This window comes from Sphingobium chlorophenolicum, assembly GCF_000722875.1.
GTDB classification, from domain to species: Bacteria; Pseudomonadota; Alphaproteobacteria; order Sphingomonadales; family Sphingomonadaceae; genus Sphingobium; species Sphingobium chlorophenolicum.
Genome location: NZ_JFHR01000009.1, coordinates 72,973 through 97,969, shown reverse-complemented (window position 1 = coordinate 97,969; position 24,997 = coordinate 72,973). Strand labels below are relative to the sequence as shown.

At 64.7% G+C, this 24,997-nt stretch carries 30 protein-coding genes; 23 read left to right on the top strand and 7 right to left on the bottom strand.

The window, feature by feature from the left end:
- Positions 1-15 precede the first annotated feature (15 nt).
- Positions 16-1,032 (bottom strand): phage shock protein operon transcriptional activator, encoded by a 1,017-nt coding sequence (gene pspF, locus BV95_RS05670; RefSeq protein ID WP_037448548.1) that lies wholly within the window; start codon positions 1,030-1,032, stop codon positions 16-18.
- A 174-nt stretch (positions 1,033-1,206) separates the two neighbouring features.
- On the opposite strand from pspF, the gene BV95_RS24265 reads away from it, so the two are divergent.
- From BV95_RS24265 to BV95_RS05630, 8 genes are all read left to right on the top strand, one after another.
- On the top strand, positions 1,207-1,371 hold the full coding sequence (locus BV95_RS24265; RefSeq protein ID WP_169804649.1) for a hypothetical protein: 165 nt from the start codon (positions 1,207-1,209) through the stop codon (positions 1,369-1,371).
- 38 nt (positions 1,372-1,409) lie between these two features.
- Positions 1,410-2,078 (top strand): phage shock protein PspA, encoded by a 669-nt coding sequence (gene pspA / locus BV95_RS05660; protein WP_037448544.1) that lies wholly within the window; start codon positions 1,410-1,412, stop codon positions 2,076-2,078.
- 3 nt (positions 2,079-2,081) lie between these two features.
- Positions 2,082-2,348, top strand: coding sequence for an envelope stress response membrane protein PspB (gene pspB, locus BV95_RS05655; RefSeq protein WP_037448541.1), 267 nt, complete (start codon positions 2,082-2,084; stop codon positions 2,346-2,348).
- Between the two features lies 1 nt (position 2,349).
- Complete coding sequence (gene pspC, locus BV95_RS05650) at positions 2,350-2,724, top strand: envelope stress response membrane protein PspC (protein ID WP_013847961.1); 375 nt, start codon at positions 2,350-2,352, stop codon at positions 2,722-2,724.
- 136 nt (positions 2,725-2,860) lie between these two features.
- Positions 2,861-3,112: a hypothetical protein gene (locus tag BV95_RS05645; protein ID WP_037448538.1), complete on the top strand. Its 252-nt coding sequence runs from the start codon at positions 2,861-2,863 to the stop codon at positions 3,110-3,112.
- 31 nt (positions 3,113-3,143) lie between these two features.
- Entirely contained in the window at positions 3,144-3,377 is a 234-nt protein-coding gene (locus tag BV95_RS05640) for a hypothetical protein (protein WP_037448535.1), read from the top strand.
- Positions 3,378-3,500: 123 nt separating this feature from the next.
- On the top strand, positions 3,501-3,923 hold the full coding sequence (locus tag BV95_RS05635; RefSeq protein WP_409372078.1) for a SufE family protein: 423 nt from the start codon (positions 3,501-3,503) through the stop codon (positions 3,921-3,923).
- A gap of 64 nt (positions 3,924-3,987) precedes the next feature.
- Entirely contained in the window at positions 3,988-4,482 is a 495-nt protein-coding gene (locus tag BV95_RS05630) for a hypothetical protein (protein ID WP_037448533.1), read from the top strand.
- 117 nt (positions 4,483-4,599) lie between these two features.
- Here BV95_RS05630 and ggt read toward each other — a convergent pair whose 3' ends face one another.
- Entirely contained in the window at positions 4,600-6,300 is a 1,701-nt protein-coding gene (ggt, locus tag BV95_RS05625) for a gamma-glutamyltransferase (protein WP_037448530.1), read from the bottom strand.
- 48 nt (positions 6,301-6,348) lie between these two features.
- Positions 6,349-7,398 (bottom strand): quinone-dependent dihydroorotate dehydrogenase, encoded by a 1,050-nt coding sequence (locus tag BV95_RS05620; protein ID WP_037448663.1) that lies wholly within the window; start codon positions 7,396-7,398, stop codon positions 6,349-6,351.
- Positions 7,399-7,875: 477 nt separating this feature from the next.
- Between BV95_RS05620 and BV95_RS05615 the strand changes: the two genes are divergently transcribed.
- The 12 genes from BV95_RS05615 (at position 7,876) to BV95_RS24260 (ending at position 16,292) form a co-directional block, all read left to right on the top strand.
- The gene (locus BV95_RS05615) at positions 7,876-8,706 is read left to right on the top strand and encodes a helix-turn-helix domain-containing protein (RefSeq protein ID WP_037448660.1); all 831 of its coding nucleotides are present in this window, start codon (positions 7,876-7,878) and stop codon (positions 8,704-8,706) included.
- Between the two features lie 106 nt (positions 8,707-8,812).
- Positions 8,813-9,277 (top strand): RrF2 family transcriptional regulator, encoded by a 465-nt coding sequence (locus tag BV95_RS05610; RefSeq protein WP_037448528.1) that lies wholly within the window; start codon positions 8,813-8,815, stop codon positions 9,275-9,277.
- Positions 9,274-10,758: a Fe-S cluster assembly protein SufB gene (gene sufB, locus BV95_RS05605; RefSeq protein ID WP_037448526.1), complete on the top strand. Its 1,485-nt coding sequence runs from the start codon at positions 9,274-9,276 to the stop codon at positions 10,756-10,758. Before BV95_RS05610 ends, sufB begins: the two co-directional genes overlap by 4 nt.
- A gap of 98 nt (positions 10,759-10,856) precedes the next feature.
- Positions 10,857-11,252 carry an endonuclease domain-containing protein gene (locus tag BV95_RS05600; protein ID WP_255265406.1) on the top strand — a complete coding sequence of 132 codons (396 nt, stop codon included), beginning with the start codon at positions 10,857-10,859 and terminating at the stop codon, positions 11,250-11,252.
- Positions 11,249-11,704, top strand: a complete 456-nt coding sequence (locus BV95_RS05595; protein WP_037448521.1) for a hypothetical protein — start codon at positions 11,249-11,251, stop codon at positions 11,702-11,704. Before BV95_RS05600 ends, BV95_RS05595 begins: the two co-directional genes overlap by 4 nt.
- Positions 11,705-11,720: 16 nt before the next feature.
- Entirely contained in the window at positions 11,721-12,467 is a 747-nt protein-coding gene (sufC, locus tag BV95_RS05590; protein ID WP_037448520.1) for a Fe-S cluster assembly ATPase SufC, read from the top strand.
- Complete coding sequence (locus BV95_RS05585; protein WP_037448517.1) at positions 12,464-13,216, top strand: SufD family Fe-S cluster assembly protein; 753 nt, start codon at positions 12,464-12,466, stop codon at positions 13,214-13,216. The genes sufC and BV95_RS05585 overlap by 4 nt, the downstream gene beginning before the upstream one ends.
- Positions 13,213-14,427, top strand: a complete 1,215-nt coding sequence (locus BV95_RS05580) for an aminotransferase class V-fold PLP-dependent enzyme (protein WP_037448515.1) — start codon at positions 13,213-13,215, stop codon at positions 14,425-14,427. The genes BV95_RS05585 and BV95_RS05580 overlap by 4 nt, the downstream gene beginning before the upstream one ends.
- Positions 14,424-14,876 (top strand): SUF system Fe-S cluster assembly protein, encoded by a 453-nt coding sequence (locus tag BV95_RS05575; protein ID WP_037448513.1) that lies wholly within the window; start codon positions 14,424-14,426, stop codon positions 14,874-14,876. The genes BV95_RS05580 and BV95_RS05575 overlap by 4 nt, the downstream gene beginning before the upstream one ends.
- On the top strand, positions 14,876-15,235 hold the full coding sequence (locus tag BV95_RS05570; protein WP_037448511.1) for a HesB/IscA family protein: 360 nt from the start codon (positions 14,876-14,878) through the stop codon (positions 15,233-15,235). The genes BV95_RS05575 and BV95_RS05570 overlap by 1 nt, the downstream gene beginning before the upstream one ends.
- Positions 15,236-15,248: 13 nt before the next feature.
- The gene (locus tag BV95_RS05565; RefSeq protein WP_037448509.1) at positions 15,249-16,046 is read left to right on the top strand and encodes a Rossmann-fold NAD(P)-binding domain-containing protein; all 798 of its coding nucleotides are present in this window, start codon (positions 15,249-15,251) and stop codon (positions 16,044-16,046) included.
- Positions 16,047-16,136: 90 nt separating this feature from the next.
- Positions 16,137-16,292, top strand: a complete 156-nt coding sequence (locus tag BV95_RS24260; RefSeq protein ID WP_169804650.1) for a hypothetical protein — start codon at positions 16,137-16,139, stop codon at positions 16,290-16,292.
- Between the two features lie 98 nt (positions 16,293-16,390).
- On the opposite strand, the gene BV95_RS05560 is transcribed toward BV95_RS24260, so the two are convergent.
- The gene (locus tag BV95_RS05560) at positions 16,391-17,275 is read right to left on the bottom strand and encodes a DMT family transporter (RefSeq protein WP_037448507.1); all 885 of its coding nucleotides are present in this window, start codon (positions 17,273-17,275) and stop codon (positions 16,391-16,393) included.
- Positions 17,272-18,288: a threonine aldolase family protein gene (locus BV95_RS05555; protein ID WP_037448504.1), complete on the bottom strand. Its 1,017-nt coding sequence runs from the start codon at positions 18,286-18,288 to the stop codon at positions 17,272-17,274. The genes BV95_RS05560 and BV95_RS05555 overlap by 4 nt, the downstream gene beginning before the upstream one ends.
- Positions 18,289-18,443: 155 nt before the next feature.
- Between BV95_RS05555 and BV95_RS05550 the strand changes: the two genes are divergently transcribed.
- Together BV95_RS05550 and BV95_RS05545 are read left to right on the top strand one after the other, a co-directional pair.
- A complete protein-coding gene (locus BV95_RS05550; RefSeq protein WP_037448501.1) occupies positions 18,444-19,535 on the top strand; it encodes a branched-chain amino acid aminotransferase in 1,092 nt (363 codons plus the stop codon).
- A 162-nt stretch (positions 19,536-19,697) separates the two neighbouring features.
- Positions 19,698-20,906 (top strand): UbiH/UbiF/VisC/COQ6 family ubiquinone biosynthesis hydroxylase, encoded by a 1,209-nt coding sequence (locus BV95_RS05545; protein WP_037448498.1) that lies wholly within the window; start codon positions 19,698-19,700, stop codon positions 20,904-20,906.
- A 47-nt stretch (positions 20,907-20,953) separates the two neighbouring features.
- On the opposite strand, the gene acs is transcribed toward BV95_RS05545, so the two are convergent.
- A complete protein-coding gene (acs, locus tag BV95_RS05540) occupies positions 20,954-22,897 on the bottom strand; it encodes an acetate--CoA ligase (protein ID WP_037448495.1) in 1,944 nt (647 codons plus the stop codon).
- 182 nt (positions 22,898-23,079) lie between these two features.
- Here acs and BV95_RS05535 point away from each other — a divergent pair, with 182 nt between their 5' ends.
- Positions 23,080-23,751 carry a glutathione S-transferase family protein gene (locus BV95_RS05535; protein ID WP_037448492.1) on the top strand — a complete coding sequence of 224 codons (672 nt, stop codon included), beginning with the start codon at positions 23,080-23,082 and terminating at the stop codon, positions 23,749-23,751.
- A 43-nt stretch (positions 23,752-23,794) separates the two neighbouring features.
- On the opposite strand, the gene BV95_RS05530 is transcribed toward BV95_RS05535, so the two are convergent.
- The gene (locus tag BV95_RS05530; RefSeq protein WP_037448489.1) at positions 23,795-24,958 is read right to left on the bottom strand and encodes a GGDEF domain-containing protein; all 1,164 of its coding nucleotides are present in this window, start codon (positions 24,956-24,958) and stop codon (positions 23,795-23,797) included.
- Positions 24,959-24,997: the final 39 nt, after the last annotated feature.

Here is a 24,997-nt window from a genome sequence, read left to right as displayed (position 1 = left end):
CCGCTGGTCCGTCTCCTAACTAGCGCTCAACCCATGCTTCTTCATGCAATGGCGAAGCTGGTCATAGGTCAGCCCCAATCCCTTGGCGGTGGCCCGCTGATTGTAGCGAAACCGCTCCAATGCCGCCCGCACAATGGCGGCCTCATGCGCGTCGACGGCGGATTTGAGATCGGTGACAGCCTCATGCCCGTTCGCCGCCGCCACCAATGAAGGCGCCGGAGCCACCTCGACCTTCGCCCCCATCGACCCCCTGGGCTTCCACGGCGAAGCGAAGGGATCGAACAGGATCGCCGCGACCGGCCGCCCCGGCTCGTTCCAGCGATAGACCGCCCGCTCCACCACATTGCGCAGTTCGCGCACATTGCCGGGCCAGTCATGCGCCTCCAGTTCGGCCATGCAGGCGGCGGAAAAGCCCGGCCACTGCGGCCAGCCGATCTCCGCCGCCATCCGCCGCCCGAAATGATCCGCCAGCACCGCCACATCCCCCTCCCGCGCCCGCAGCGGGGGCAGGGTGATCACCTCGAAACTCAGCCGGTCCAGCAGGTCGGGCCGGAACCGCCCGGCATCGGCGGCGGCGGGCAGATCCTCATTGGTGGCCGCAACGATGCGCACATCGACGGTCATGGGCTTCGACGCGCCGATCCGCGTCACCTCCCCATATTCGATCACGCGCAGCAGCCGCTCCTGCGCCGCCATGGACAGCGTGCCCAGTTCGTCCAGGAACAATGTGCCGCCGTCGGCTTCCTCGAACCGTCCCGCCCGCGCCCGCGCCGCGCCGGTGAACGCGCCCTGCTCATGGCCGAACAGTTCCGCCTCGATCAGCGTTTCGGGCAGTGCCGCGCAGTTCATGACGATCAGCGGTTCGCCCCAACGCGGCGACAGGCGATGAAGGCGCTCGGCGATCAGTTCCTTGCCTGTCCCGCGCTCTCCGATGACCAATATCGGCCGGTTGAGCTCTGCGGCGCGCCCGGCCTGCTCGACCGCGTCCAGAAAGGCCAGCGACTGGCCGACGAACTGGGTATTTTTCTCCATACCCAACTTATGGTGAAATTTCCCACCTTTCGGCAAGGCTTATTCTTGAACGACCGTAAAAAATCGCGAAATTCCGCCATTTCCAGAAATTGGCACGGCATCTGCAATATCGAATGCCGAAGCCGCTGACCATCAAGCGGCACATCAATGAAGGCCAAGGTTCAGGAGTTCATCATGGAAAAGCAAAGCAACCACGTTCGCGAAATCGGCCAGTTCCTGTCCGTCGCCATCGTCTCCGTCCTGTTCGGATCGACCCTGATCCTTTCGGCGGTCGGCCCGGCGCGGGCGAGCGAAGTGGCCGCCCATGATTGCCCCGCGGCCCTGCACTATCTCGCGTAAGGCCGCGTCCCGAAGTTCGTACCAGGAGTGAAGTTCAAATGGGTATTTTCTCCCGCACCCGCGACATCATCGCCGCCAATGTCACCGACCTGCTCGACCGGGCGGAAGACCCGGCGAAGATGATCCGCATGATCATCCTCGAAATGGAGGAGACGCTGGTCGAGGTGCGCGCCTCCGCCGCCCGCACCATCGCCGACCAGAAGGAAATGCGCCGCCACATCGCCAAGCTGGAGGGCCTGCAAAATAGCTGGACGGAAAAGGCCCAGCTCGCGCTCAGCAAGGACCGCGAGGATCTGGCCAAGGCCGCGCTGGTGGAAAAGCAGAAGGCGACCGACATGGCCGAACATCTCTCCCACGAGATCGAGGTGCTGGACGAAGCGCTGCGCGCCTCCGAGGAGGATATCGCCAAGCTCCAGGCCAAGCTGCGCGAGGCTCGCGCCCGCCAGAACAGCCTTGTGACCCGGATGGAAAGCGCCCAGAATCGCCTCCGCGTCCGCGAAGCCTATGCCGGAGAGAAGGTGAACGACGCCTTCGCCCGCTTCGACATGCTGGAACGCCGGGTGGACATGGCCGAAGGCCGCGCCGATGCCGCGACCCTGGGCCAGCAGCCCAAGACGCTGGAGGAAGAGATCGCGGAACTCAGGGCGTCCGACAAGGTCGACGCCGAACTGGCGGCTCTGAAGGCCAGCATGCAGAAGGGAGAGTGACGCATGGAAGAAGTGTTCCTGCCCATCATGATCTGCGGCATGCTGTTCATCGGCATGCCCTGGCTGATCTTCCACTATGTCACCAAGTGGAAGCAGGCCCCCAAGATCACCGATGAGGATGAGCGGCTGCTGGACGAGCTTCACCTGCTCGCCCGGCGGCTGGAGGAGCGGCTGATGACGGTCGAACGGATCGTCGCCGCCGACAACCCCGATTTCCGCCCCTCGCGTCCGCAGGAGACGGACGATTACAGCTTCGACCGGAGGAACTGACATGAGCGCCCGCCGCACCAAATTCTACCTCGACAAGCAGAACGGTAAGTTCATGGGCGTTTGCGCCGGGATCGCCGACTATACAGGGATCGACGTGGTCTGGGTCAGGGTCGCGATGTTCCTGTCCTTCTTCATCATCGGCTGGACGCTGCTCGCCTATTTCGCCATCGGCGTGATCGCGGACAACAAGCCGTCGGGCCTCTATGCCGACCGGGACGACCAGAAATTCTGGCAGGGCGTGCGGGCCAATCCGGCGCGCTCCACCCGCGACGTGCGGTCCAAGTTCCGCGATATCGACCGCCGCCTGGCCGACATCGAAACCTATTATACCAGCCGCAACACCCGCCTGGCGGATGAGATCGACAGCCTGCGCTGATCGGCGCCGGGAACGCCGTTCATCGAACGATAGCGGCGCCGGTCGAAAAGCGGGCTGCGCAGGGCATGTCAAAACGAAAAGCTGAGATTCCGCGCCGGTCGCTGCCGTGACCGATGCGGAGCAAGGGAGAAGACAGATGAATCCGTTCGAAATGGTCGTCGCCATCGTCGCGATCGCCGCCATCGCCAGCGTGGTCCGCGCCAAATATGGCATCGTGCGCCGCCACAAGGGCGAGGAATATATTCAACGCGGGCCCGATCCCGAAGCGGAACGGCTGCGCGCGGAGGTGAAGGCGCTCAAGGATCGCGTCGCCGTGCTGGAACGGCTGGCGACCGATGGCTCCACCGCGCTGGAGCGGGAATTCGACAAGCTGCGGGACCGCGACTGACGCAGCCTGAAAAAGGGACAGGGAGGACGATATGCAGGACCCCCTCATTTATCTCACATTGGCGGTAGCGGGTTTGTCGGGACTCGCCATCGTCGCCGTCACGGCCCTGCGCGGCTGGAACGGCTGGCTGGACCTGAAACGCGCCGAACTGGCGCGGCGGACGGACGAAAGCGCGCCGCCCTCCACCGCGACCCGGATCGAGGTGGCGGACCTCAAGGAGCGCATCCGCAAACTGGAAGCCATAGCGGCAGGCGTCGATCTCTGAATATCCCCCTCCCGCAGGCGGGAGGGGGCCAGGGGGTGGGCGCGAGCGCAGCGAGCCATCCGCCCTGTCCGGGGAGCACCCATCCGACGCGATAGTGCTTCCCCACTCCGATTTTACCCCTATATGGCGGCCATGACCCAATCGCCCGCCCTCGCCGACCTGGTCGAAGAATATGAATTTCTCGACGCCGACGACCGCTACCGTCTGCTGATCGATCTGGGCAAGGCGCTGGAACCCATGCCCGACGCGCTCAAGACCGATGCGACGCTGGTGCGCGGCTGTTCGGCGGCGGTATGGGTCTATCCCACCGTATTGGAGGACGGACGCCTCCATTTCCTGGCTGACAGCAACGCCGCGATCACCAAGGGGATCATCGCCCTGGTGCTGCTGACCGTGCAGGACCAGCCGCCCGCCGCCATCGCCGCGACCGACATCGAATCCGCGCTGGCGCCTTTCGACCTGCGCAACCAGCTCAGCTCCAACCGGACGCAGGGCATCCCCAATATGATCGCGCTGATCCGGGAAACCGCCTCGCGCTATCGCTGAATGGAGGGAAACCCCGCCGCGCCGATGCGTTCTCCTCCCGTAATGACGGGCAAGGAGAGAAGAAATGCGCACCCTTTGGGCATTGGCCGCCATGGGACTGGTCGCGGCCTGCTCCTCCCCGGAGGACAAGGGGCCGACCCAACGCGACCAGATCGGACAGGTCTGGAAATATGAGGGCGGCGCGGACGGCAAGGCGAAGGTCGCCTATATCGGCAGCGCCAACAGCGTGCAGACCATGACGGCGGCCGACACTTTCTCCGTCCTGCTGGTCCAGCCGCTGGAGAAGGGAGAGGTCGACGTCACCGTCAAATTGGTGGGCGCGCCCTTCACCTGCGATCTGTCGGACTGCAAGGTCACAGCGATCACGCAGGACGGCAAGACCCACGAATGGAAAGGCCGGATGACGGAGAATAAGGACGGTATCGAAGTCCTGCCCGCCGCCAAGGCCTATGACGCGATCAAGGACAGCAAGACGATCAAGGTGAACCTGGTGGTAGGTCCGAAGGACAAGGCATTTCCCTTCATATTCAACGTCGCCGGGCTGGATTTGAAGGGGTGATTCCCCATAAAAACCGCCCGTCGTTCCCGCGCAGGCGGGAACCCATCTCCCGACCGTCCGGCTTGGGGCTTCTTATGGGAGATGGATCCCCGCCTCTGCGGGGATGACGGTGTTTTCTTATTCCTGCAACGAAACCCCCGGACTGCGCGGATCGGCGCCGCCGACCCAATGCCCGTCCGCCTTCCGCTCCGCCGCATTGGCCTTCAATCCGAAGCGCCCGACCGACACTTTATGCCCCAGCTTCTCCAACGGCGCCTTCATCACCTCCAGCGAGGTGCCCTGTTCCAGCACCAGCCCGTCCTTGTCGAAAAACTGGAACCCCAGCGCGATCGAATCCTGCGCCGAAAGCCCCCAGTCGAAATGGGCGATCAGCGCCTTCGCCACCTGCATGATGATGGTCTTCCCCCCAGCCGCGCCGACCGTGAAGACCGGCGTCCCCGCCGCGTCATAGACGATGGTGGGCGACATGGACGATAGCGGCCGCTTGCCCGGCTCCACCCGGTTGGCGACCGGCGCGCCGTCCTTTTCGGGGGTAAAGCTGAAATCGGTCAGTTCATTGTTCAATATCACCCCATTGGCGATCAACTGGCTGCCGAAGAAACTCTCTATGGTGGATGTCCAGGCGGCGATGTCGCCATTGCGGTCCACCGCGACGAAATGGCTGGTGCCCGATTCGGGCCGGGGCAGGGCGGCGGTGCGCTTCTCCGCCCCCGGCGGTATGCCGGGCCGATAGGCGCCCAGCGCCCGCCCCATGGAAATCAGCGCCGACCGCTGCTTGAGATAGCCCGGATCGATCAGCCCGCTGATCGGCACCTGCACAAATTCCGGATCGCCCAGCCAGGTGTCGCGGTCGGCATAGGCGAGCCGCATCGCCTCCCCGATGACATGCCAGGACCGGGGATCGTCCTTGCCCCACTGCGCCAGCGGGAATCGCTCGACCATGCCCAGCACCTGCAACACCGTGATCCCGCCGGCCGAAGCCGGTCCCATGCCGCAGACCGTATAGACGCGATAAGGGCCGCAGACCGGCTTGCGCACCTTGGCCTGATAGCCCGCCAGATCGGCCTCCGTCATCGGCACCGGATTTTTCGGCGCGTTGGTGACGGTTTCCGCGATCATCCGGGCATTTTCGCCCAAATAGAAGGCGTCCGGCCCCTCCGCCGCGATCCGCTTGAACAGGGCGGCGAGCGGCGGGTTTTTGACGATTGTCCCCATCGGTGCGGGCTTCCCGTCGATCCAGAAAAATTTCTGGATTTCAGGAAAATCGCTCCAGATCGGAGCCACCGCCTTCATCGCTGTGTCGAGCCTTTGCCGCACCTCGAACCCCTGCTCGGCATAGCGGATCGCAGGCTGGAACAGATCGGCCCAGGGCAGCTTCCCCCATTTGCGGTGCGCGTCCCAGGCCAGCCGCAAATTGCCCGGCACGCCGACCGAATAGCCGCCCGGCCACGCCTGACGGAAGGGCAAAGGCTGGCTGTCCGCCCCGATGAAGCGGTCGGGCCGCGCCGCCGCCGGAGCCGCCTCCCGCCCGTCGATCGACTCCAGCGCGCCGGTCCGCCCGTCATGGTGCATCAGGAATCCGCCGCCGCCGATGCCGCTATTATGCGGCTCCACGACGTTTAGCGTCAGCATCATGGCGATGGCGGCGTCGGTGGCGCTGCCGCCCTTGCGCAATATCTCCTGCCCCGCCTCGGCGGCGCGGGGATCGGCGGCGGAAACGGTCGCGTTGACCGAAACCGGCTCCCGCGCCGCGAGCGGGGCGGGAAGGAGGGCGTAAAGGGCGAGGGGAGCCAACAGGCCGGAAAGGCGAGAAATCATGTCCGGCACCCTAATCGCTGCGTTGCGTCCTGCAACCCATATGACGGATCAGGCGTCGATACCCACTATCTCGCTGATATTCTTCACCCCGTCGCGGGCCATCAGCCTTTTCAGCCCCGCATTGATCCGTTTGGCCAGATAGGGGCCTTCATAGACCAGCGCACTGTAAAGCTGGATCAGGCTGGCCCCGGCGCGGATGCGGGCATAGGCCTGTTCCGCGTTCGCGATCCCGCCCACACCGATCAGCGGCAGCCGCGTGCCCAGCGCCTTGCGGAAATCGCGCAACCTTTGCAGCGCCGGATCGTGCAGCGGCGCGCCCGACAGGCCGCCCGCCTCACCGGCCAGCGCCGACCGCAACGCAGGCCGGGATATGGTGGTGTTCGACACGATCAGCGCGTCGATCCGGTGATCGATGCAGGCGGCTGCGATATCCTCGACGTCCGCCGGTTCCAGATCGGGCGCGACCTTCAGGAAAATCGGCGTCTTGTCACTTCCCCGCGCCGCCATCACCGCGCTCAGCAACTCATCCAGCGCCGCCCGGTCCTGCAGCGCCCGCAGCCCCGGCGTATTGGGGGAGGAGATGTTGACCGTCAGATAATCGGCCAGCGGCGCCATGCAGGTGACGCCGGTCGCATAATCGGCGATTCGGTCGGCCGCATCCTTGTTCGCGCCGATGTTGATGCCGATTACCGGACCTTGCCCGCTCCCGGCGGGCCGCCTGCGCTTCGCAATCCGCTCTGCCGCCGCCGCCTGACCGCCATTGTTGAACCCCATGCGGTTGATCACCGCCCGGTCTTCCACCAGCCGGAACAGCCGGGGCAGCGGATTGCCGGCCTGCGGCAAAGGGGTCAGCGTCCCCAATTCGGCGAAACCGAAGCCCAGCCCATGCATCTTGTGCGCGACCAGCCCCTCCTTGTCATAGCCCGCCGCCAGGCCCACCGGATTGGGAAAGGCGATGCCCGCCACCGTCTGCGCCAGCATCGAATCGGGTTCCAGCGCCGGGGGCGTCGGCATCAGGCGCAGCAATTTGACGGACAGATGATGGGCGCGCTCCGCGTCCAGCGCGAAGAAGAGGGGGCGGACCAGCTTATATGGCATGTAAGACATGGGCCGCGCTATGCCAGCGCGGAAGGCGCGCGTCGAGTCGGCTGTGGCAATGCAGCAACAGTAGGATAGGAACGACATTTCTTAACAAGATTCATTGGGATTCGTCCCGTTTTGGTCCGGCTAATGTCCGATCCATCCAATAAAATTTCCCCGATTCGGACGTAAGAGAGTCCTGCGACCCGAAGGCTCTAGGCCCTATGGCTGACGAGACCTTTTCCTGACCCGGCGGTGAAAACCGCCGGGTCATTTTTATGGAGAGGGGCCGTTCATCGTCTCCGGACAAGACGGAAAGTGATATCCCGTTAAGCATAGCCCTTGCACCTTGACCGCGATGGCGCATATTGCGCCTTGGGGTGAGATATGCGGTCGCATAATAGCGAAGCGCCCGGGGGGGCGCCAAATATCACTGCAAGAGACGGGCAGGCGCCATTGTCCTATACGGTCGATGCCGCGCAGGGACCGGTACGTTTGCGCTACTTCGCGTTGCCGGAACAACTGAACGCCTATTTCGGATCGCTCTACATCTTTACCGAAACCGCCGGTCAATATTCCGATGTGACCCGCGCCGACGTGCCGCAACTTCGCTTCATGCTGGAAAATAGCGGCGACTATCATTTCCATGACGGAACGATCGCCCGGACCCCCGAAATCTGCCTGCTGGGGCCGACGCTGGGCGCGACCCGGTTCGAACTGGACGGTCCCGGCCGGGTGGTCGGCATTTCCCTGCTGCCGGCGGGATGGATCGCCCTGCATGGCGGCGACGCCAGCACGTTGACCGACCGGGTCAAGGATATGGGGCATCTTCCGGAATATCGCGCCTTGCTGGAAAGGCTGCGCGCCGCCGCCGATGCGGAGGAGATGGCGGCGCTTTGCTGGGCCTTCCTCGCCGAAAAGCTGGTCCCGCTGCCCGAATCGACATGGCGGCTGCTGGAGGCGGTGGACGGCTGGCTGATGGGGGAAGGCTCCCCGCGGATCGAGACGCTGGCCGACATCACCGGCCTCTCCCCGCGCCAGCTCGCTCGCCTCACCAACAAATATTATGGCTGCCCGCCCAAGCTGCTGGCGCGCAAATATCGTGCGTTGCGGTGCAGCGCCAGGATCGCGCTCGACCATGAAAGCTGGCAGGCGCTGTGCGACGACGGGCGCTTCTACGACCAGTCGCATTTCATTCGGGAGATCAAGCATTTCATCGGCCTGACCCCGCACCAGTTGCAGACCGAACCCAGCGCCGTGGCCCAGCTTACCCTGCTGCGCCGCTCGCTGGGCGGAGACGTGGCTGTGATCAACCGCTTCAGCTAAGCCTTCCTCCCGAACAAAAATGCCTTGATTCCATCCGTAGGCGGGACCACATGCGCAATCGGATTGATTCGATCCGATTTGAGAACGGTTCGCAAGACATAGGGTCATGAGGCTTTCGAGTTTCGCAGATTATGCCGTGGTGCTGATGTCCGCCGCCGCCCGCCACTGTGGAGCGACGAAGATGAACGCGACCACGCTTTCCGCCGAAACCGGCATTCCCCTGCCCACCGCGCAGAAGCTGGTGAGCCGCCTGTCCGCCGCTGGCCTGCTCGAATCGAGTCGTGGGACGGGCGGCGGCGTCCGCCTCAGCCGCCCGCCCGCCGCGATCACGCTCGCCGATGTGGTGGAGGCGGTGGAAGGCCCCATCGCCATGACCGCCTGCAGCGAAATGGGCGCGCATGACTGCTCTCTGGAGCAGGAATGCCGCATCCGCCCGCATATGAATGTGGCGAACAATGCGATCCGGTCGGCGCTTGCGGGCGTCACCATCGCCAGCCTTGCCAGAGAAGTAACCCCGGCTCCGTTCGTTTCGGGCGAAGTCGAGCAACGAGTTGCAGAGCAGACGCTATGACTGAAGAAGCCACCACCGTTCGCAACGTCGAAGCGCATGAGGCCGCCGAGCGCGCCTCCGCGTACGAACATGGCTGGTCTTCCGCCATCGAGCAGGATTTCGCGCCCAAGGGGCTGAATGAGGATACGGTCCGCTTCATCTCGGCCAAGAAGAACGAACCGGAATGGCTGCTGGAATGGAGGCTGAAGGCGTTCGCCATGTGGCAGAAGATGGAGTCGCCGGACTGGGCCAAGCTCAACATCCCGCCCATCGACTACCAGGACGCTTATTATTACGCCGAGCCGAAGAAGAAGGCGGAACTGGAGTCGCTGGACGAACTCGACCCGGAAATCCGCGCCACCTATGAAAAGCTGGGCATCCCCATCGCCGAACAGGAAGTGCTGGCCGGGGTGAAGAACAGCCGCAAGGTGGCGGTCGACGCGGTGTTCGACAGCGTGTCCGTCGCCACCACCTTCCGCAAGGAACTGGAGGAAGCGGGCGTCATCTTCCGCTCCATCAGTGAGGCGGTGCGTGAATATCCCGACCTGGTGAAGAAGTGGCTGGGCAAGGTCGTGCCGATGCACGACAATTATTTCGCCACGCTCAATTGCGCGGTCTTTTCCGACGGCACCTTCGTCTACATCCCGAAGGGCGTACGCTGCCCGATGGAACTCAGCACCTATTTCCGCATCAATGCCGAGAATACGGGCCAGTTCGAACGCACGCTGATCGTCGCGGACGAGGGCAGCTATGTTAGCTATCTCGAAGGCTGCACCGCCCCGATGCGCGACGAGAACCAGCTTCACGCGGCGGTCGTCGAACTGGTCGCGCTGGACGATGCGGAGATCAAATATTCGACCGTCCAGAACTGGTATCCCGGCGATGAGAACGGCAAGGGCGGCATCTATAATTTCGTGACCAAGCGGGCGCTCTGCCAGGGACGCAACAGCAAGGTAAGCTGGACCCAGGTCGAAACCGGCTCCGCCATCACCTGGAAATATCCAAGCTGCGTGCTGAACGGCGAGAATAGCGTGGGCGAATTCTATTCGGTGGCGCTCACCAACAATCTGCAACAGGCCGACACCGGCACCAAGATGATCCACAACGGCAAGGGGTCGCGCTCGACCATCGTGTCGAAGGGCATTTCGGCGGGCCGCAGCAACAACACCTATCGCGGCCTCGTCCGCGTCGCGCCGGGCGCGGAGGGCGTGCGCAACTTCACCCAATGCGACAGCCTGCTGCTGGGCGACCAGTGCGGCGCGCACACCGTGCCCTATATCGAGGTGCGCAACCCCAGCGCGCAGATCGAGCATGAAGCGACGACCAGCAAGATCAGCGACGACCAGCTTTTCTACGCGCTGCAACGCGGCCTGGATCAGGAGGCGGCCGTCAGCCTGATCGTCAACGGCTTCGCGCGCGAAGTGCTGCAACAACTCCCCATGGAGTTCGCGGTAGAGGCGCAGAAGCTGCTCGGCATTTCGCTGGAAGGATCGGTCGGTTGAGAAGTCTAAACCCTCTCGATCAAGCTACCCGCCTAAACTCCCCTCCCCTTCAGGGGAGGGGTCGGGGGTGGGGGCTCTCCGCTGGTCGCCTGGCTCAATTGACAGGCTTCGCCCGCGAAATGCGCCATGAGCCGACGGAACCGGAAAAGCGCCTCTGGGCCAAGCTCTCGCGCTCGCAACTCGGCGGCTATAAATTCCGCCGCCAGTCCGTAATCGGCCCGTTCATCGCGGACTTCCTCTGCCCGCAAAGGGCGCTGATTGTTGAGGTCGACGGCGATACCCACATCGCGCATTCCGACGATCGGCGCGACGCAGCGCTCAGCGATATGGGCTACCAGATCATCCGCGGCACCAATCTTGAGGTGATGCATAACATCGATGGGGTCTGCGAAACGATCCTCAGCGCGCTCCAACAGGCGCCGGATCGTTGGGCCAGCCCCCACCCCAACCCCTCCCCTGAAGGGAAGGGGCTTTTAGAGGACCAAGACTCTTGAGCGACGAAGACGATATCCAAGACGCCCTCGCCGATTTCGCGGAGGATGTCGGCAATGGCCAGGCATGGACCGCCGCGATCCGCATCCTGACAGAGGATTATGATCTGGAGGATGGCGAACTCCAGGCCCGCGCCGTCAAGGATTTCGGCGATCTGGATGCTTATCAGGCCGAATGCCGGGACGCGCTGGACAAGGGCGACGCCGCCTTCACGGAGAAGCTGAAATCCGACAAGGCCTTCCACAAGGCGAAGGCCCCCAACCTCGCCCGCATGGGTCCGGTGACCGAATTCGTGACCGGCGTGCTGGAAAAGGGCGCGCCCGAACCGGGCGCCGACTGGTGGCCCTATATGCCGATCAAGCGCCATATCGACACGCTGTTCCCCGCGCCCGGCGATGTGCGGGACATGGCCTTCTGGACAGCGCGGACGCTCCAGCGCGCGCACGCTAAGTGAGTTTTGGGGATAAGTGATGCTGACGATCGACAATCTCGCCAACGAAATCGACGGCAAGGCGATCCTGAAGGGCCTGTCGCTCTCCATCAAGGCGGGCGAAATCCACGCGATCATGGGTCCGAACGGCGCGGGTAAGTCGACGCTGGCCTATACGCTGGGCGGTCGTCCAGGGTATCAGGTTACCGGCGGCGATGCCTCGTTTAACGGTGTGAACTTGTTCAGCTTGGAGCCGCACGAGCGCGCCGCCGCGGGCTTGTTCCTGGGCTTCCAATATCCGGTCGAAATCCCCGGCGTCTCCAACCTGCAATTCCTGCGCGAGAGCCTGAACAGCCAGCGCAAGGCGCGGGGCGAGGAACCGCTGTCGGGCGGCGAATTCATCAAGCTCGCCAAGGAGAAGGCGGCCCTGCTCGGCCTCGACATGGAGATGCTGAAGCGTCCGGTGAATGTCGGCTTTTCCGGCGGCGAGAAGAAGCGCGCCGAAATGGTGCAGATGGGCATTCTCGACCCGAAGCTGGCGATATTGGACGAGACCGACTCCGGCCTCGACATCGACGCGCTCAAGATCGTGGGCGCGGGCATAAACGCCATCATGCGCAAGCCCGACAAGGCGGTGCTGCTGATCACCCACTATCAGCGCCTGCTCGACTATGTGAAGCCGGACTTTGTCCATGTGCTCGCCGGGGGACGGATCGTGAAGTCGGGCGGCCCTGAACTGGCGTTGGAACTGGAACGCGAAGGCTATGCGGAGGTGGCGGCGGCGTGACCACGCTCACCCTTCCCACGCGCAAGGCCGAGGAATGGCGCTACAGCGACCTCGACGCGCTCGCGACCGTCTGGCCGACGCCCGCCCCGACGCGCATCGATGTCGCCGCCGGGGAAAGCGTGCGCCATCATCTGTTGCAGGACGCGGCGGACGGCGCGGCGGCGGTGCATGATTATGCGATCACCATCGCGGACGGCGCGCGCTGCGACTTCCACGTCCTCAATATCGGCGGAAAGCTGGGCCGCGTAACCTTCGCCGTCACGCTGGGCAAGGGTTCCCATTTCGAACTGAACGGCGCGATCATCGGCGGCGGCGATCAGGTGCTGGAGATCATCACCTCCGTCACCCATGCGCAGCCGGACGCGACCAGCGGCCAGACGATCCGCTCCATCCTGGGCCAGCATGCCACCGGCAGCTATCTGGGCAGCATCAACGTCGCCCGCGACGCGCAGCGCACCGACGCCTTCCAGTCGGTGAAGGCGATGCTGCTCGACCGCACCGCAACGGCCAATGCCAAGCCGGAATTGGAAATCTACGCCGACGACGTGAAATGCGCCCATGGCGCGACCGTGGGCGAACTGGATAAACAGGCCCTCTTCTACATGGCCAGCCGGGGCATGGACCCGGCGACGGCCAAGACGCTGCTGCTGAAGGCCTTCGTCGCTGGCGTTTTCGACGATGTGGCCGACGAAGCCGTCAAGGGCAGCCTCGAAGCCGCCGCCCTCGCCAAGCTGGAGACGCTGGTATGACGGAGCCTGCCACCAGGAACGGAGGTTTGCGGCTCAGGGATGATTTCCCCGGCGTCGGCGACTGGCACTATCTGGACAGCGCCGCCACCGCGCAGAAGCCCAACGCGGTGATCGACGCCATCGCCCGCGCCTATGGCCCGGACTATGCGACGGTCCATCGCGGCGTCTATGAACGCTCCGCCAACATGACGCTGGCCTATGAAGCCGCCCGCCGCAAGGTCGCGCAGTTCATCGGCGCGGCGTCGGACAGCGAGATCGTCTATGTCCGCGGCGCGACGGAGGGCATCAACCTCGTCGCCCAATGCTGGGCTGGCACGCAGCTCAAGGGCGGCGACCGCATCCTGCTTTCGATGCTGGAGCATCACAGCAACATCGTCCCCTGGCAGATCGCGGCGGAGAAAGTCGGCGCGCAGATCGACGTGGTGCTGCTCACCCCGGACGGCAAGATCGACCTTGACGCCATGGCCGCCATGATCACCCCCGCGCACAAGATGGTCGCGCTGGCCCATGTGTCGAACGTGCTGGGCAGCGTGCTCGACGTCCGCCGCGCCGCCGACATCGCGCACAGCGTCGGCGCGAAAATCCTGATCGACGGCTGTCAGGCCGTGCCGCGCCTCGCTGTCGACGTGCAGGCGCTGGACTGCGACTTCTACGTCTTTTCCGCGCACAAGCTTTATGGCCCGACCGGCATAGGCGCGCTCTGGGGACGGAAGGAATTGCTGGACGCCATGCCCCCCTATCAGGGCGGCGGGTCGATGATCGACAAGGTGACGTTCGAAAAAACCACCTACGCCCCTCCTCCCACCCGGTTCGAGGCGGGAACGCCGCACATCACCGGCGTCGTCGGCCTGTTGGCGGCGATCGATTATGTGCAGGCCATCGGCCTGGACGCGATCCACGCCCATGAATGCGCGCTGGTCGGGAAAGCGCGGGCCGCGCTGGAAAGCCTGAACAGCGTCCGCGTCTTCGGGCCGGAGGACAGCGCCGGAATTCTCTCTTTCGAGGTCGAGGGGGTGCATCCGCACGATGTAGGCACCATATTGGACGAAACGGGCGTTGCCATAAGGGCGGGGCATCATTGCGCGCAGCCGCTGATGCGCCATCTCGGCGTTGAGGCGACCGCACGGGCCAGCTTCGGCATCTACAGCGACGAAAGCGATGTGGATGCGCTGGTCAAAGGCATTGAACGGGTAAGGAAAATCTTCGGATGAGCGAAGAGCGGAAGATAATGGTGGAAGAGGTCGAGGCGGTCGAAACCCCGCCCAAGGTGCGTGTCGAAGAGGAACCCCGCCAGCGCGATTATCTGGATGGCTTCCTCGCACAGAAACCCGCCGAAACGCCCGTCGGCGAACCCGGCGGCAGCCTGTACGATGCGATCATCGACGCGCTCAAGGAAATTTACGACCCGGAAATTCCGGTCAACATCTATGATCTGGGCCTCGTCTACGGCGTCGACGTGACGGAGGATGGCCATGCGGTCGTCACCATGACGCTGACCACGCCGCACTGCCCCGTCGCTGAATCCATGCCCGGCGAAGTCGAACTGCGCGTCGGTGCGGTGCCGGGCGTGGGCGATGCGCAGGTGAACCTCGTCTGGGATCCGCCATGGGATCCGCAGAAAATGTCGGACGAAGCCAAGCTCGAACTGGGAATGCTCTGATGACTGTTGAGACGAAAATCCGCGCCCGCCCCGCTGCCGTCATCCTGACGCCAGCCGCCGAGCAGCGCATCGCCGACCTGATGGCGCAGGCGCCCGAAGGCACCATCGGGGTCAAGCTGTCGACGCCGCGCCGGGGCTGTTCGGGCCTCGCCTATTCGGTCGACTATGTGAGCGAGGAAGCCAAGTTCGACGAGAAGATCGAAACCCCCGGCGGCACCTTCTATATCGACGGCGCGTCGGTGCTCTATCTGGTCGGTTCGACCATGGACTGGGTGGAGGACGATTTCACCGCGGGCTTCGTCTTCAGCAACCCCAATGCCAAGGGCAGTTGCGGCTGCGGCGAGAGCTTCACGGTCTGAGGGATAGCGGTTCATGCCGCATATGCTCATTCTGGGGCAGGGCTACACCGCTTCCCGCTTGGCTGTGCGCCTTCGCGAAGAAGGTTGGCGCATCACCGGCGTCCGCCGCACCGCCGATGCCGAAGCGCTGGCCTTCGATGACGAAAACGCCGTCCGCGTTGCCATCGCGCAGGCCAGCCATATCCTCTCCTCCGTCCCGCCCGAAGGCGATGCAGACCCCGTCCTCACCCGCTACGGCGCGGCCATCGCCGCCGCGCCTGCAATCTGGACCGGCTATCTCTCCTCCACCGGCGTCTATGGCGATGCGGCGGGCGCATGGGTGGATGAAGCCACTCCTCTCCGCCGGGGCCGCCGCGCCGTCAGGGCGCAAGCCGATGCCGATTGGGGCGAACTGCGCGCCGACATGCGGCGCTTCCGCCTGCCGGGCATCTACGGCCCTGGACGCTCGGTGCTGGACCGCGTGCGGCAGGGGAGGGCGCATCGCATCGACCTGCCCGACCAGGTGTTCAGCCGTGCCCATGTCGACGACATCGTCGCGGGCATCGCCGCCTCTCTCTACCAGGGACCGCCGGGCATCTACAATCTTTCGGACGATCTGCCCTGCGCGCAGAACCGGCTGATCGAAGCCGCCAGCGCCATGCTCGGCATGCCCCTGCCGCCGCTCCTGACGCTTGAAGAGGCGCAGCTCACGCCCATGGCGCAGTCCTTCTATGCAGAAAACCGGCGCGTCGCGAACGGTCGGGCCAAGCGCTTGCTGGGCTGGTCCCCCCGATATCCAACCTATCGCGAGGGGTTGCCCGCCTGCCTCTGACTCGGCCTGCCGCAAAGCCAGGATATCGCTAACGTCTTCTTAACCATCCCTGTCCGATGGCTGTCCTGTCAGCTTTCGGGGACTAAAGAGATGGACCGTTTCGATCACGCCTTCACCGTCTTGGGTCAGCGCATCAACGGTCTGACCCTGCCCGAACGCGCCGTCTCCGCCCCGGTCCCGCTCGCCAGCCTGATCGACCGGGTGAATGCGGCGAAGCGCCTCTACCAGCAGGGCATGCGCCGTTAAGGATTATCCCGCACCAATAGATACCGTGCTCCTGCGAAGGCAGGAGCCCAGTCCCGCCGTCTGAACTGGGCTCCTGCCTTTGCAGGAGCACGTCGCGCCTAAACCTGCTTGGTCCGCAGCGCCACGACCATCCCTGCCATCGCCAGCAGCGCACCGGCACCCGCCAGCGCGGTCCAGCGATAACCCTCCGCCAGCGTGGAGATCAGCATCGCGATCACCGGGATCAGCACGCTGGTATAGGCCGCCCGTCCCGCGCCCATCCTCTGGATCAGCCGGAAATAAAGCGGGAAGGTCACGACCGAACCCGCCAGCCCCAGCCATGCGATCCCGGCCAGATAGCTCCACCGCGCCTCCACTACCGGCGGCCCGACCGTGACCCAGGCGAACAGCCCATCCACCGCCGCGCCGATCAGCATCGCCCATGCGAGCACCGCCACCATCGGCAGCCGCCGGGCGATCTCCATCCCCTGCATCACATTGGCGACCGACGCGCTCAACAGCCCGGCGACTGCCAAGGCCGCGCCTAGCAGCACACCGTCCGACCGCACGCTCGCCGCCTCATGCGCCAGCATCAGCGCGATTCCCGCGACCGCCACCACCGACCCCGCGACGAACGCCCGGCCCACCGGTTGGCGGAAGAAGAGATAGGCGAGGATGCTGTTGGGGATCAGCAGCATCGCATAGACCACCGCCACCACGCCGGATGTCAGAAAATGCTCTGCGCGATAGACGAAGTTGAAGTTCATCACGAACTGCGCCACCCCCAGCAGCCCGGCAAAGACCAGCCCCCGGCCACCGATGTTCAACGGCACGCGGCGTGCCTTGGCGAAGATCGCCATGGCCACCCCCGCCAGCAGGAAGCGGTAGCAGACCGACCAGCTTGGCGGCACGCTGCCCAACTGATCGCGGATGACGATCCAGGTCGAACTCCAGATCAGCGTGACGAGGATGAAGGGCAGGACGACGCCCTTGCCCTCGCTCATTTCTCCAACGCCCTCAGCGCGTCGGCCAGGGGCTGCACGCTGGCGGCATCCTGCGACCAGTTGGTGACTAGCCGCGCCGCATCCGTGCCCCAGTCGTAGAAATCGAAGCCCTGCGCCCGCAACCGCGCCCTTTCCGCTTCGCTCAGCCGCAGGAACAGCTCATTGGCCTCGACCGGATGCAGCAACCGCCTCGCCGCTCCCTCCGCGAGCGCCTGCGCCGCCGCATTGGCCGCCCGCGCATTGCGCAGCCAGAGGTCGCCCTCCATCATCGCCAGCAACTGCGCCGCCAGATAGCGCCCCTTGGAAAAGAGATGCCCGGCCCGCTTGCGCCAGCGAGCCGCCTCCGCCGCCCGCGCCTCCGCCCGGTCGCCGAAGAAGACCAGCGCCTCCCCGATCATCCCGCCATTCTTGACGCAGCCGAAGGAGAGGATGTCGACCCCCGCCCGCCAGGTCACGTCGCCCGGATGGCAGCCCAGATGCGCTACCGCATTGGCGAAGCGCGCCCCGTCCATATGGAAACCCAACCCATGCTCCCGCGCAACGGCGCCCAGCGCCGCCACCTCGCCGGGGGTGTAGGCCAGCCCATATTCGGTCGCCTGGGTGATGCTGATCGCCCGCGCCGGCACCTGATGCACATCGGGGCGTATCGCCTTCAGCCGTTCGGTCACGGCGTCGGGTGAAAGTTTCGCGCCTGCTCCGGGCAGCGCCATCAGGCTCGCGCCATGGGTGTAGAAGCCCGGCGCGCCGCATTCGTCGACGACGATATGCGCCTCCTCATGGCAGATCACGCCGCCATAGGGCGGGCAGAGGCAGGCCAGCGCGATGCTGTTCGCCGCTGTCCCGGTCGCGATCCACAGCGCTGTCGCGTCCGTCCCGAACAGGTCGGAAAAGGCCCCGTTCAGCCGGGCGCTCCAGTCATCGCCGTCATAGCCATGGTCGGCCCGGTCGGCGGCCATGATCGCGGCCATGACCTCCGGGCAGACCGGCGTCGCATTGTCGGAAAAAAAGTGCATGGAACAGAGGATAGCCGCGCCGCATTCCAGCGCCAAGATGCCACCCGGATCGGATCGGCTATGGCAATGCATATGGGTCAGTAATATTGACCGATTGTTTCGCGCCGCCAACTGTGACATAGGCGGCCCCGTCCAACCCAAAGGAGTTTTTCGTCATGGACGTCCAGCAGACATCGCGCTTCACCGTCACCCGCAGCGGCAAGGCCGTACCGGCTGACCAGCGCGCCGTGTTGCTGGCGGACCCCGGCTTCGGAAAGCTCTTCACCGACCATATGGTGACGATTCGCTATACGGAGGGGCAGGGCTGGCACAGCCACGCCATCGGTCCCCGCGAACCGTTCCAGCTCGATCCCGCCTGCGCCGTGCTGCATTATGCGCAGGAAATCTTCGAAGGCATGAAGGCCTATCGACTGGGGGACGGCAGCATCGCCATGTTCCGGCCGGAGGAAAATGCCCGTCGCTTCGCCGAATCGGCCGAGCGCATGGCGATGCCTGTCCTGCCCGAAGAGTTGTTCCTGGAAGCGGTCGAATTGCTGGTGAATACCGATGCCGACTGGATTCCGGGCGGCGAGGGCAGCCTCTATCTGCGCCCCTTCATGTTCGCGAGTGAGACCTTCCTGGGCGTGCGTCCGGCGAACGAATATATTTTCTGCGTCATCGCTTCGCCTGCGGGCGCTTATTTCAAGGGCGGCAAGAAGGCGGTCACGCTCTGGGTGTCGGAACATTTCACCCGCGCCGCGCGGGGCGGCACCGGCGCGGCCAAGTGCGGCGGCAACTATGCGGCTTCGCTGGTGGCGCAGAAGGAAGCGATCCAGCATGGTTGCGATCAGGTCGTCTTCCTTGATGCTGCCGAGAACAAGTGGGTCGAGGAACTGGGCGGCATGAACGTCTTCTTCGTGATGGACGACGGGTCGATCGTTACCCCGCCGTTGTCCGGCACGATCCTGCCGGGCATCACCCGCAACAGCATCATCTCGCTCGCCCGCGCCAAGGGGCATGAGGTGCGCGAGGAACTGTACAGCTTCGCCCAGTGGCGCGCCGACGCCGCCAGCGGCAAGCTGCGCGAAGCCTTCGCCTGCGGCACGGCGGCGGTCGTGACCGCCATCGGCACGGTGAAGAGCGTCAATGGCGACTTCACCATCGGCAATGGCGACGGCGGCATTGTGACCGAAGGGCTGCGCGCCGACCTGACCGGCATCCAGCGCGGCACGGTGGCCGATCCGGCGAACTGGGTGCGGAAAATTTAATAATCGCGCCCTCTCCCCCGTTCGGGTTGAGCTTGTCGAAACCCATTACTTTTCTTTTCAAGCGTTGCGCTGAGAAAAGAAGTAAAGCCCTTCGACAAGCTCAGGGCGAACGGGGATGGGATACCCTTCCCAATCTCCTCGTGAGCGCCTAGAACCGCCGCCATGCAACGCTTCGACGTCGTCATTTTGGGTGCTGGCCTGGTCGGTCTGACCCTTGGCATCGCGCTTTCCGGCCATGGCGTGCGCTGCGCCGTGATCGATCCTGCCAATCCGGTGGAGACTACTGCCGCCGGTTTCGACGGGCGGGTTTCGGCCATCAGTTCGACCAGCCACGCCATGCTGTCGGCGATAGGCGTGGCCGACCATCTGGACGGCAAGGGTTGCCCCATCGACCGCATCTGGGTCAGCGACGGGCTGGAACCGGGCGCGCTCGACTTCGCGCCGGACGCGGACGACGGTGTGATGGGGATCATGTTCCCCAATCGCGACCTGCGCGTCGCTTTGGCGCAGACGGCGGAAAAGGCGGAGAATCTCACCCGTTTCCAGCCTGACCGGGCGCTGCATGTGGACCGCCACGCCGGCGGCGTGACGCTGACCCTGGCCAGCGGGGAGACGATCCACGGCGCGCTGCTGATCGCGGCGGAGGGCCGCAACAGCCCGACCCGCGAAGCGGCGGGCATCCGCACCACGCGCTGGAACTACAAGCATGTCGCGATGGTGACGGCCATCGACCATGAAGTGCCGCACGCCAATACGGCCTATGAGATATTCTACCCCGGCGGCCCCTTCGCGCTGCTGCCGATGCTGCCGGGCACCCGTTCGGCCATCGTCTGGACCGTGCCGACGGAGCAGGCCCCGGCGATGCTCAAACTGTCCGAACGCGCCTGGCTGGCGGAGGCGCAGAAGCGCATGGGCGGCTTCCTGGGCGAGATCGCGCTGGCCGGGCCGCGCTCCAGCTATCCGCTCGGTTTCCACCATGCGGCGCGGATCACCGACACGCGGCTCGCGCTGGTCGGGGACAGCGCCCATGCGATCCATCCGATTGCCGGGCAGGGCCTCAACCTTGGTTTCCGCGATGTCGCCGCGCTGGTGGAGGTGCTGGTGGAGGGCATGCGGCTCGGTCTCGATCCGGGCGATGCGCAGTTGCTGGCGCGCTATCAGCGCTGGCGCGGGCTGGACGCGATGATGACCAGCGTGGCGATGGACGGGCTGGTCCGGCTGTTCGACGTGCCGGGACGCATTCCTTCGCTGGTCCGACGCGCCGGGCTGGCGGCGGTGCAGCGCACGTCGCTGCTCAAGAACCGCTTCATGGCGGAGGCGCGGGGACAATCCGGCGCGCTGCCGCGCTTGCTGATGGGTGAAATGGTTTAGGCCGATCCAAGCCATTCCCCTCCCGCAGGCGGGAGGGGGAAATGCCCTCACCCCTGACGATTGGCGACCAGATTATCCACCACCGACGGATCGGCAAGGGTGCTGGTATCGCCCAGCGCCTGGGCCGACACCTCGCCCTCCGCGATTTTGCGCAGGATGCGGCGCATGATCTTGCCGGAGCGGGTCTTGGGCAGGCCGGGCGCGAACTGGATGACATCGGGCGTCGCGATCGGCCCGATTTCGCCGCGCACCCAGGCGACCAGCGCCTTGCGCAAGTCTTCGCTCGGTTCCTCGCCGCTGTTCAGAGTCACATAGGCGTAGATGCCCTGCCCCTTGATGTCGTGCGGGAAGCCGACCACCGCCGCCTCCGCCACCGCCTCATGCAGCACCAGCGCGCTTTCGACCTCCGCTGTGCCCATGCGGTGGCCGGACACGTTGATGACGTCGTCGACGCGGCCCGTGATCCAATAATAGCCGTCCGCATCCCGCCGCGCCCCGTCACCGGTGGTGTATTTGCCGGGGAAGGTGGTGAAATAGGTCTGGAAGAAACGCTCATGATCGCCCCAGACGGTGCGCATCTGCCCCGGCCAGCTTTGCGCGATGACCAGATTGCCCTCCGCCGCGCCGTCCAGCACCTTGCCCTCCGCATCCACGATCTGCGGCACCACGCCGGGCATCGGCAGGGTGGCGGAGCCGGGCTTGAGGTCGGTCGCGCCCGGCATGGGCGCGATCATCGCCGCGCCCGTTTCCGTCTGCCACCAGGTGTCGATGATCGGGCAGCGATCCTCGCCGACGACATGATGATACCAGCGCCATGCCTCCGGATTGATCGGCTCGCCCACCGTGCCCAGCAGGCGCAGCGATTTGCGGCTGGTGCGGGTCACGAAATCGTCCCCTTCCTTCATCAGTGCACGCAATGCGGTGGGGGCGGTGAAGATGGTCTGCACCTGATGCCGGTCCACCACTTCCCAGATGCGGCTGGGCGTCGGATAGTTGGGCACGCCCTCATACATCAATGTGGTCGCGCCGTTCGCCAGCGGCCCGTAGACGATATAGCTATGCCCCGTGACCCAGCCGATATCCGCCGCGCACCAGTAGATGTCGCCCGGCCGGTAATCGAAGCAAAGCTCATGCGTCAGGCTGGCCCAGAGCAGATAGCCGCCGGTCGTGTGCAGCACGCCCTTGGGCTTGCCGGTCGAACCGGACGTGTAGAGGATGAACAGCGGGTCTTCCGCGTTCATCGGTTCGGGCGGACAGTCGGCTGAAACCCCGGCCGCTTCCTCATGCAGCCACAGGTCGCGGCCTTCCTCCATCGCGATGGCGCCGCCGGTCGCCTGGACGACGACGACCTTGCGGACGCTGGGACATTCCTTCAGCGCCGCGTCGACATTGGCCTTCAGCGGCACCTTCTTGCCGGCGCGGCGGCCCTCATCGGCGGTGATCACCAGCGTCGAATCGCAGTCGACGATCCGCCCCGCCAGCGCTTCGGGCGAAAAGCCGCCGAACACGACGCTGTGGATCGCCCCGATCCGCGCGCAGGCGAGCAGGGCAAAGGCGGCCTCCGGAATCATCGGCATGTAGACAGTGATGCGGTCGCCCTTCTTCGCGCCCGCGCCCTTCAGCACATTGGCGAAGCGGCAGACCTGCTCATGCACCTCTGCATAGCTGTAGCGGCGCGGTTCTTCCTCCGGCGCGTCGGGTTCCCAGAGGATCGCCGTCTGGTCGCCCCTTGTCGCCAGATGTCGGTCGATGCAGTTGGCGCTGACGTTCAGCACGCCGTCGGCGAACCATTTCACCCCGAAATCGGCTTCGTGGAAGCTGCTTTCATTGGTTCGGCTCGGAAAATTCACCCAGTCGAGCCGCTTCGCCTGTTCCAGCCAATAGGCGTCGGCGTTCCGGATCGATCGCTCATAATCTGCCGCGCGCCCATCCCGGTCGAACAGGGCGGATGCCGCCCATTCCCCAGGAACCGGGAAAAAATCGTCAGACATGCGGCATCCTTTCCTGTGCGAAATCCTCGCCTGCCAGTCTTCCTAGAACCAAGGAGCGGCGACCGGAAGATGGGATCGTTCCTGCTCCGTCCGGGTTTCCGCCATCATCGGCCCGGAATTAAGCGGGATCATGCCATTTGCCGCTTTTCGCATGGCCATGCTGGCCCTAACAGGGAAGGAATATGTGGCAACTTTTCCAATTTCCGCTCTGTCCCTTTTCGCGCAAGGTTCGTCTGCTGCTCGGTGAAAAGGGCGTGGGCTATGATCTGGTGCGCGAATCGCCGTGGGAGGCGCGGGACGAATTTCTGGACCTCAACCCCGCCGGCACGACGCCGGTGATGGTGGATGAGGAAAAGGGCAACACCCTGATCGACAGTCAGGCGATCTGCGAATATTTCGAGGAGACGGTGGAGAAATTCCCGCTGATCTCCGGCACGGCGGCGGGTCGGGCGGAGGTGCGGCGGCTGACCGCCTTTTTCGACCAGAATTTTTATGGCGACGTCGTCGGCCCGTTGCTGCACGAGCGGATGAAGAAGCGCCTGATAGAGCGCGCGCCGCCGGATGCCCGCGTGCTGCGGGAAGCGATGAAGCGGGCCAACGTCCATATGGATTATATGGACTATCTGCTGGATCATCGTAGCTGGATGGCGGGGCCGACGCTTAGTCTGGCCGACATAGCGGCGGCGGCGCATCTGTCGGTGGCCGACTATCTGGGCGGCATCGACTGGGCCGGGCATGAGACGGTGAAGCGCTGGTATGCGGGCTTCAAGTCGCGCCCGTCCTTCCGGCCCCTGCTGTCGGAGCGGATGGAGGTGATCACCCCGCCGCCCCATTATGAAAAGCCGGATTTTTGAAACGATAATCCCCCTCCCGCAAGCGGGAGGGGGAGGTGAGGGTTCAATCCAGTTCGGCCGCCAGATAGACCCGGTTGCGGCCATGTTCCTTGGCCAGATAGAGCGCCCGGTCCGCCGCCTTCAACGCGGCGCGGGGGTCTTCATAGGCCAGCACATTGGCGACCCCGGCGGAAAAGCTCACCCGCTCCATCCGTTCCCCGTTGGACCGGTTGACCAGGCTGCGGGTGGACAGGTCCTGCCGCACGCTGTCGACCGCCTCGCAGGCCTCCGCCGCCGTCTTGCCGCGGAACAGCATGACGAATTCCTCGCCGCCGTGGCGGGCGACATGGCATTGGTCGTTGCTCGCCTTGGCCAGCAGCCCGGCGACGAATTTCAGCACCCGGTCGCCGGTATCATGGCCGTGGGTATCGTTGATCACCTTGAAATGATCGATGTCGCAAAAGGCTACGGCCAGCGACTGCCCTTCCTTATGCGCCATTTCCAGTTCCTCGCGCAGTGTGCCTTCGAAGGCGCGGCGATTGGGCAGGCCGGTCAGATGGTCGTGCTCGGCGGCGCGGCGCGCGCTTTCCAGGTTGGATTTCAGCAATTGCGTCTGCTTCTGATTGTCGCGTAGCTGGCCTTCGACCTGGCGGGTCTTTTCCACCATCGATCGGGTCAGCGAGACCAGGCGCGCCAGTACCGGCTGATTTTCCGCGCTGGCGGCCAGCCCCTTCACCTCTTCCTGCAACGCCGCGCCATAATCCTTGGCCGAATTGCGCGATTCCGTCATCAGGCCGGTGAATTGCGACAGATTCTCCTCGACCTTGTCGAGCATGGAGGCGAGCGCTTCGGGCGTGACCTCATCATTGCGCTGGTCGGCGGCGACATTTTCGATCCAGCCGTTGGTGATCTTGCCACGTTCCGCCAGCACCGCCTTCACGGCCTTTTCCACGCCGATATGCGATCCGGTCAGATAATCATGGGCCACGCCGAAATTGAGCGGCGTCAGGTCCAGATCATGGGCGAAGAGGAAATCGCCGATATCCTCGTACAGCTTGCGCCGCCGGACGATTTCCCGGTTGGCCGCGCTGCCCGCGCGGGCGCGCTGCTGCTGCTCCGGTTCGTCCATGTCCTCATGATCGGCCTTGCCCGAAAAGCCGCGGGCCCAGCGGGCCAGGCGGTCGGTCAGACCATGTTGCGCGTTTGCGGAAGATGTTGCCCCAGTCATGTCCGCTATAACGACGGCTGCGAAACAAGGTTAAGAAAG

Bases quoted from the DNA above. Each gene is read 5' to 3' on its own strand.
- pspF (WP_037448548.1), bottom strand. From the start codon at position 1,032: ATGGAGAAAAATACCCAGTTCGTCGGCCAGTCGCTGGCCTTTCTGGAC.
- BV95_RS24265 (WP_169804649.1), top strand. From the start codon at position 1,207: ATGGAAAAGCAAAGCAACCACGTTCGCGAAATCGGCCAGTTCCTGTCC.
- pspA (WP_037448544.1), top strand. From the start codon at position 1,410: ATGGGTATTTTCTCCCGCACCCGCGACATCATCGCCGCCAATGTCACC.
- pspB (WP_037448541.1), top strand. From the start codon at position 2,082: ATGGAAGAAGTGTTCCTGCCCATCATGATCTGCGGCATGCTGTTCATC.
- pspC (WP_013847961.1), top strand. From the start codon at position 2,350: ATGAGCGCCCGCCGCACCAAATTCTACCTCGACAAGCAGAACGGTAAG.
- BV95_RS05645 (WP_037448538.1), top strand. From the start codon at position 2,861: ATGAATCCGTTCGAAATGGTCGTCGCCATCGTCGCGATCGCCGCCATC.
- BV95_RS05640 (WP_037448535.1), top strand. From the start codon at position 3,144: ATGCAGGACCCCCTCATTTATCTCACATTGGCGGTAGCGGGTTTGTCG.
- BV95_RS05635 (WP_409372078.1), top strand. From the start codon at position 3,501: ATGGCGGCCATGACCCAATCGCCCGCCCTCGCCGACCTGGTCGAAGAA.
- BV95_RS05630 (WP_037448533.1), top strand. From the start codon at position 3,988: ATGCGCACCCTTTGGGCATTGGCCGCCATGGGACTGGTCGCGGCCTGC.
- ggt (WP_037448530.1), bottom strand. From the start codon at position 6,300: ATGATTTCTCGCCTTTCCGGCCTGTTGGCTCCCCTCGCCCTTTACGCC.
- BV95_RS05620 (WP_037448663.1), bottom strand. From the start codon at position 7,398: ATGCCATATAAGCTGGTCCGCCCCCTCTTCTTCGCGCTGGACGCGGAG.
- BV95_RS05610 (WP_037448528.1), top strand. From the start codon at position 8,813: ATGAGGCTTTCGAGTTTCGCAGATTATGCCGTGGTGCTGATGTCCGCC.
- sufB (WP_037448526.1), top strand. From the start codon at position 9,274: ATGACTGAAGAAGCCACCACCGTTCGCAACGTCGAAGCGCATGAGGCC.
- sufC (WP_037448520.1), top strand. From the start codon at position 11,721: ATGCTGACGATCGACAATCTCGCCAACGAAATCGACGGCAAGGCGATC.
- BV95_RS05580 (WP_037448515.1), top strand. From the start codon at position 13,213: ATGACGGAGCCTGCCACCAGGAACGGAGGTTTGCGGCTCAGGGATGAT.
- BV95_RS05575 (WP_037448513.1), top strand. From the start codon at position 14,424: ATGAGCGAAGAGCGGAAGATAATGGTGGAAGAGGTCGAGGCGGTCGAA.
- BV95_RS05570 (WP_037448511.1), top strand. From the start codon at position 14,876: ATGACTGTTGAGACGAAAATCCGCGCCCGCCCCGCTGCCGTCATCCTG.
- BV95_RS05565 (WP_037448509.1), top strand. From the start codon at position 15,249: ATGCCGCATATGCTCATTCTGGGGCAGGGCTACACCGCTTCCCGCTTG.
- BV95_RS24260 (WP_169804650.1), top strand. From the start codon at position 16,137: ATGGACCGTTTCGATCACGCCTTCACCGTCTTGGGTCAGCGCATCAAC.
- BV95_RS05560 (WP_037448507.1), bottom strand. From the start codon at position 17,275: ATGAGCGAGGGCAAGGGCGTCGTCCTGCCCTTCATCCTCGTCACGCTG.
- BV95_RS05555 (WP_037448504.1), bottom strand. From the start codon at position 18,288: ATGCACTTTTTTTCCGACAATGCGACGCCGGTCTGCCCGGAGGTCATG.
- BV95_RS05550 (WP_037448501.1), top strand. From the start codon at position 18,444: ATGGACGTCCAGCAGACATCGCGCTTCACCGTCACCCGCAGCGGCAAG.
- BV95_RS05545 (WP_037448498.1), top strand. From the start codon at position 19,698: ATGCAACGCTTCGACGTCGTCATTTTGGGTGCTGGCCTGGTCGGTCTG.
- acs (WP_037448495.1), bottom strand. From the start codon at position 22,897: ATGTCTGACGATTTTTTCCCGGTTCCTGGGGAATGGGCGGCATCCGCC.
- BV95_RS05535 (WP_037448492.1), top strand. From the start codon at position 23,080: ATGTGGCAACTTTTCCAATTTCCGCTCTGTCCCTTTTCGCGCAAGGTT.
- BV95_RS05530 (WP_037448489.1), bottom strand. From the start codon at position 24,958: ATGACTGGGGCAACATCTTCCGCAAACGCGCAACATGGTCTGACCGAC.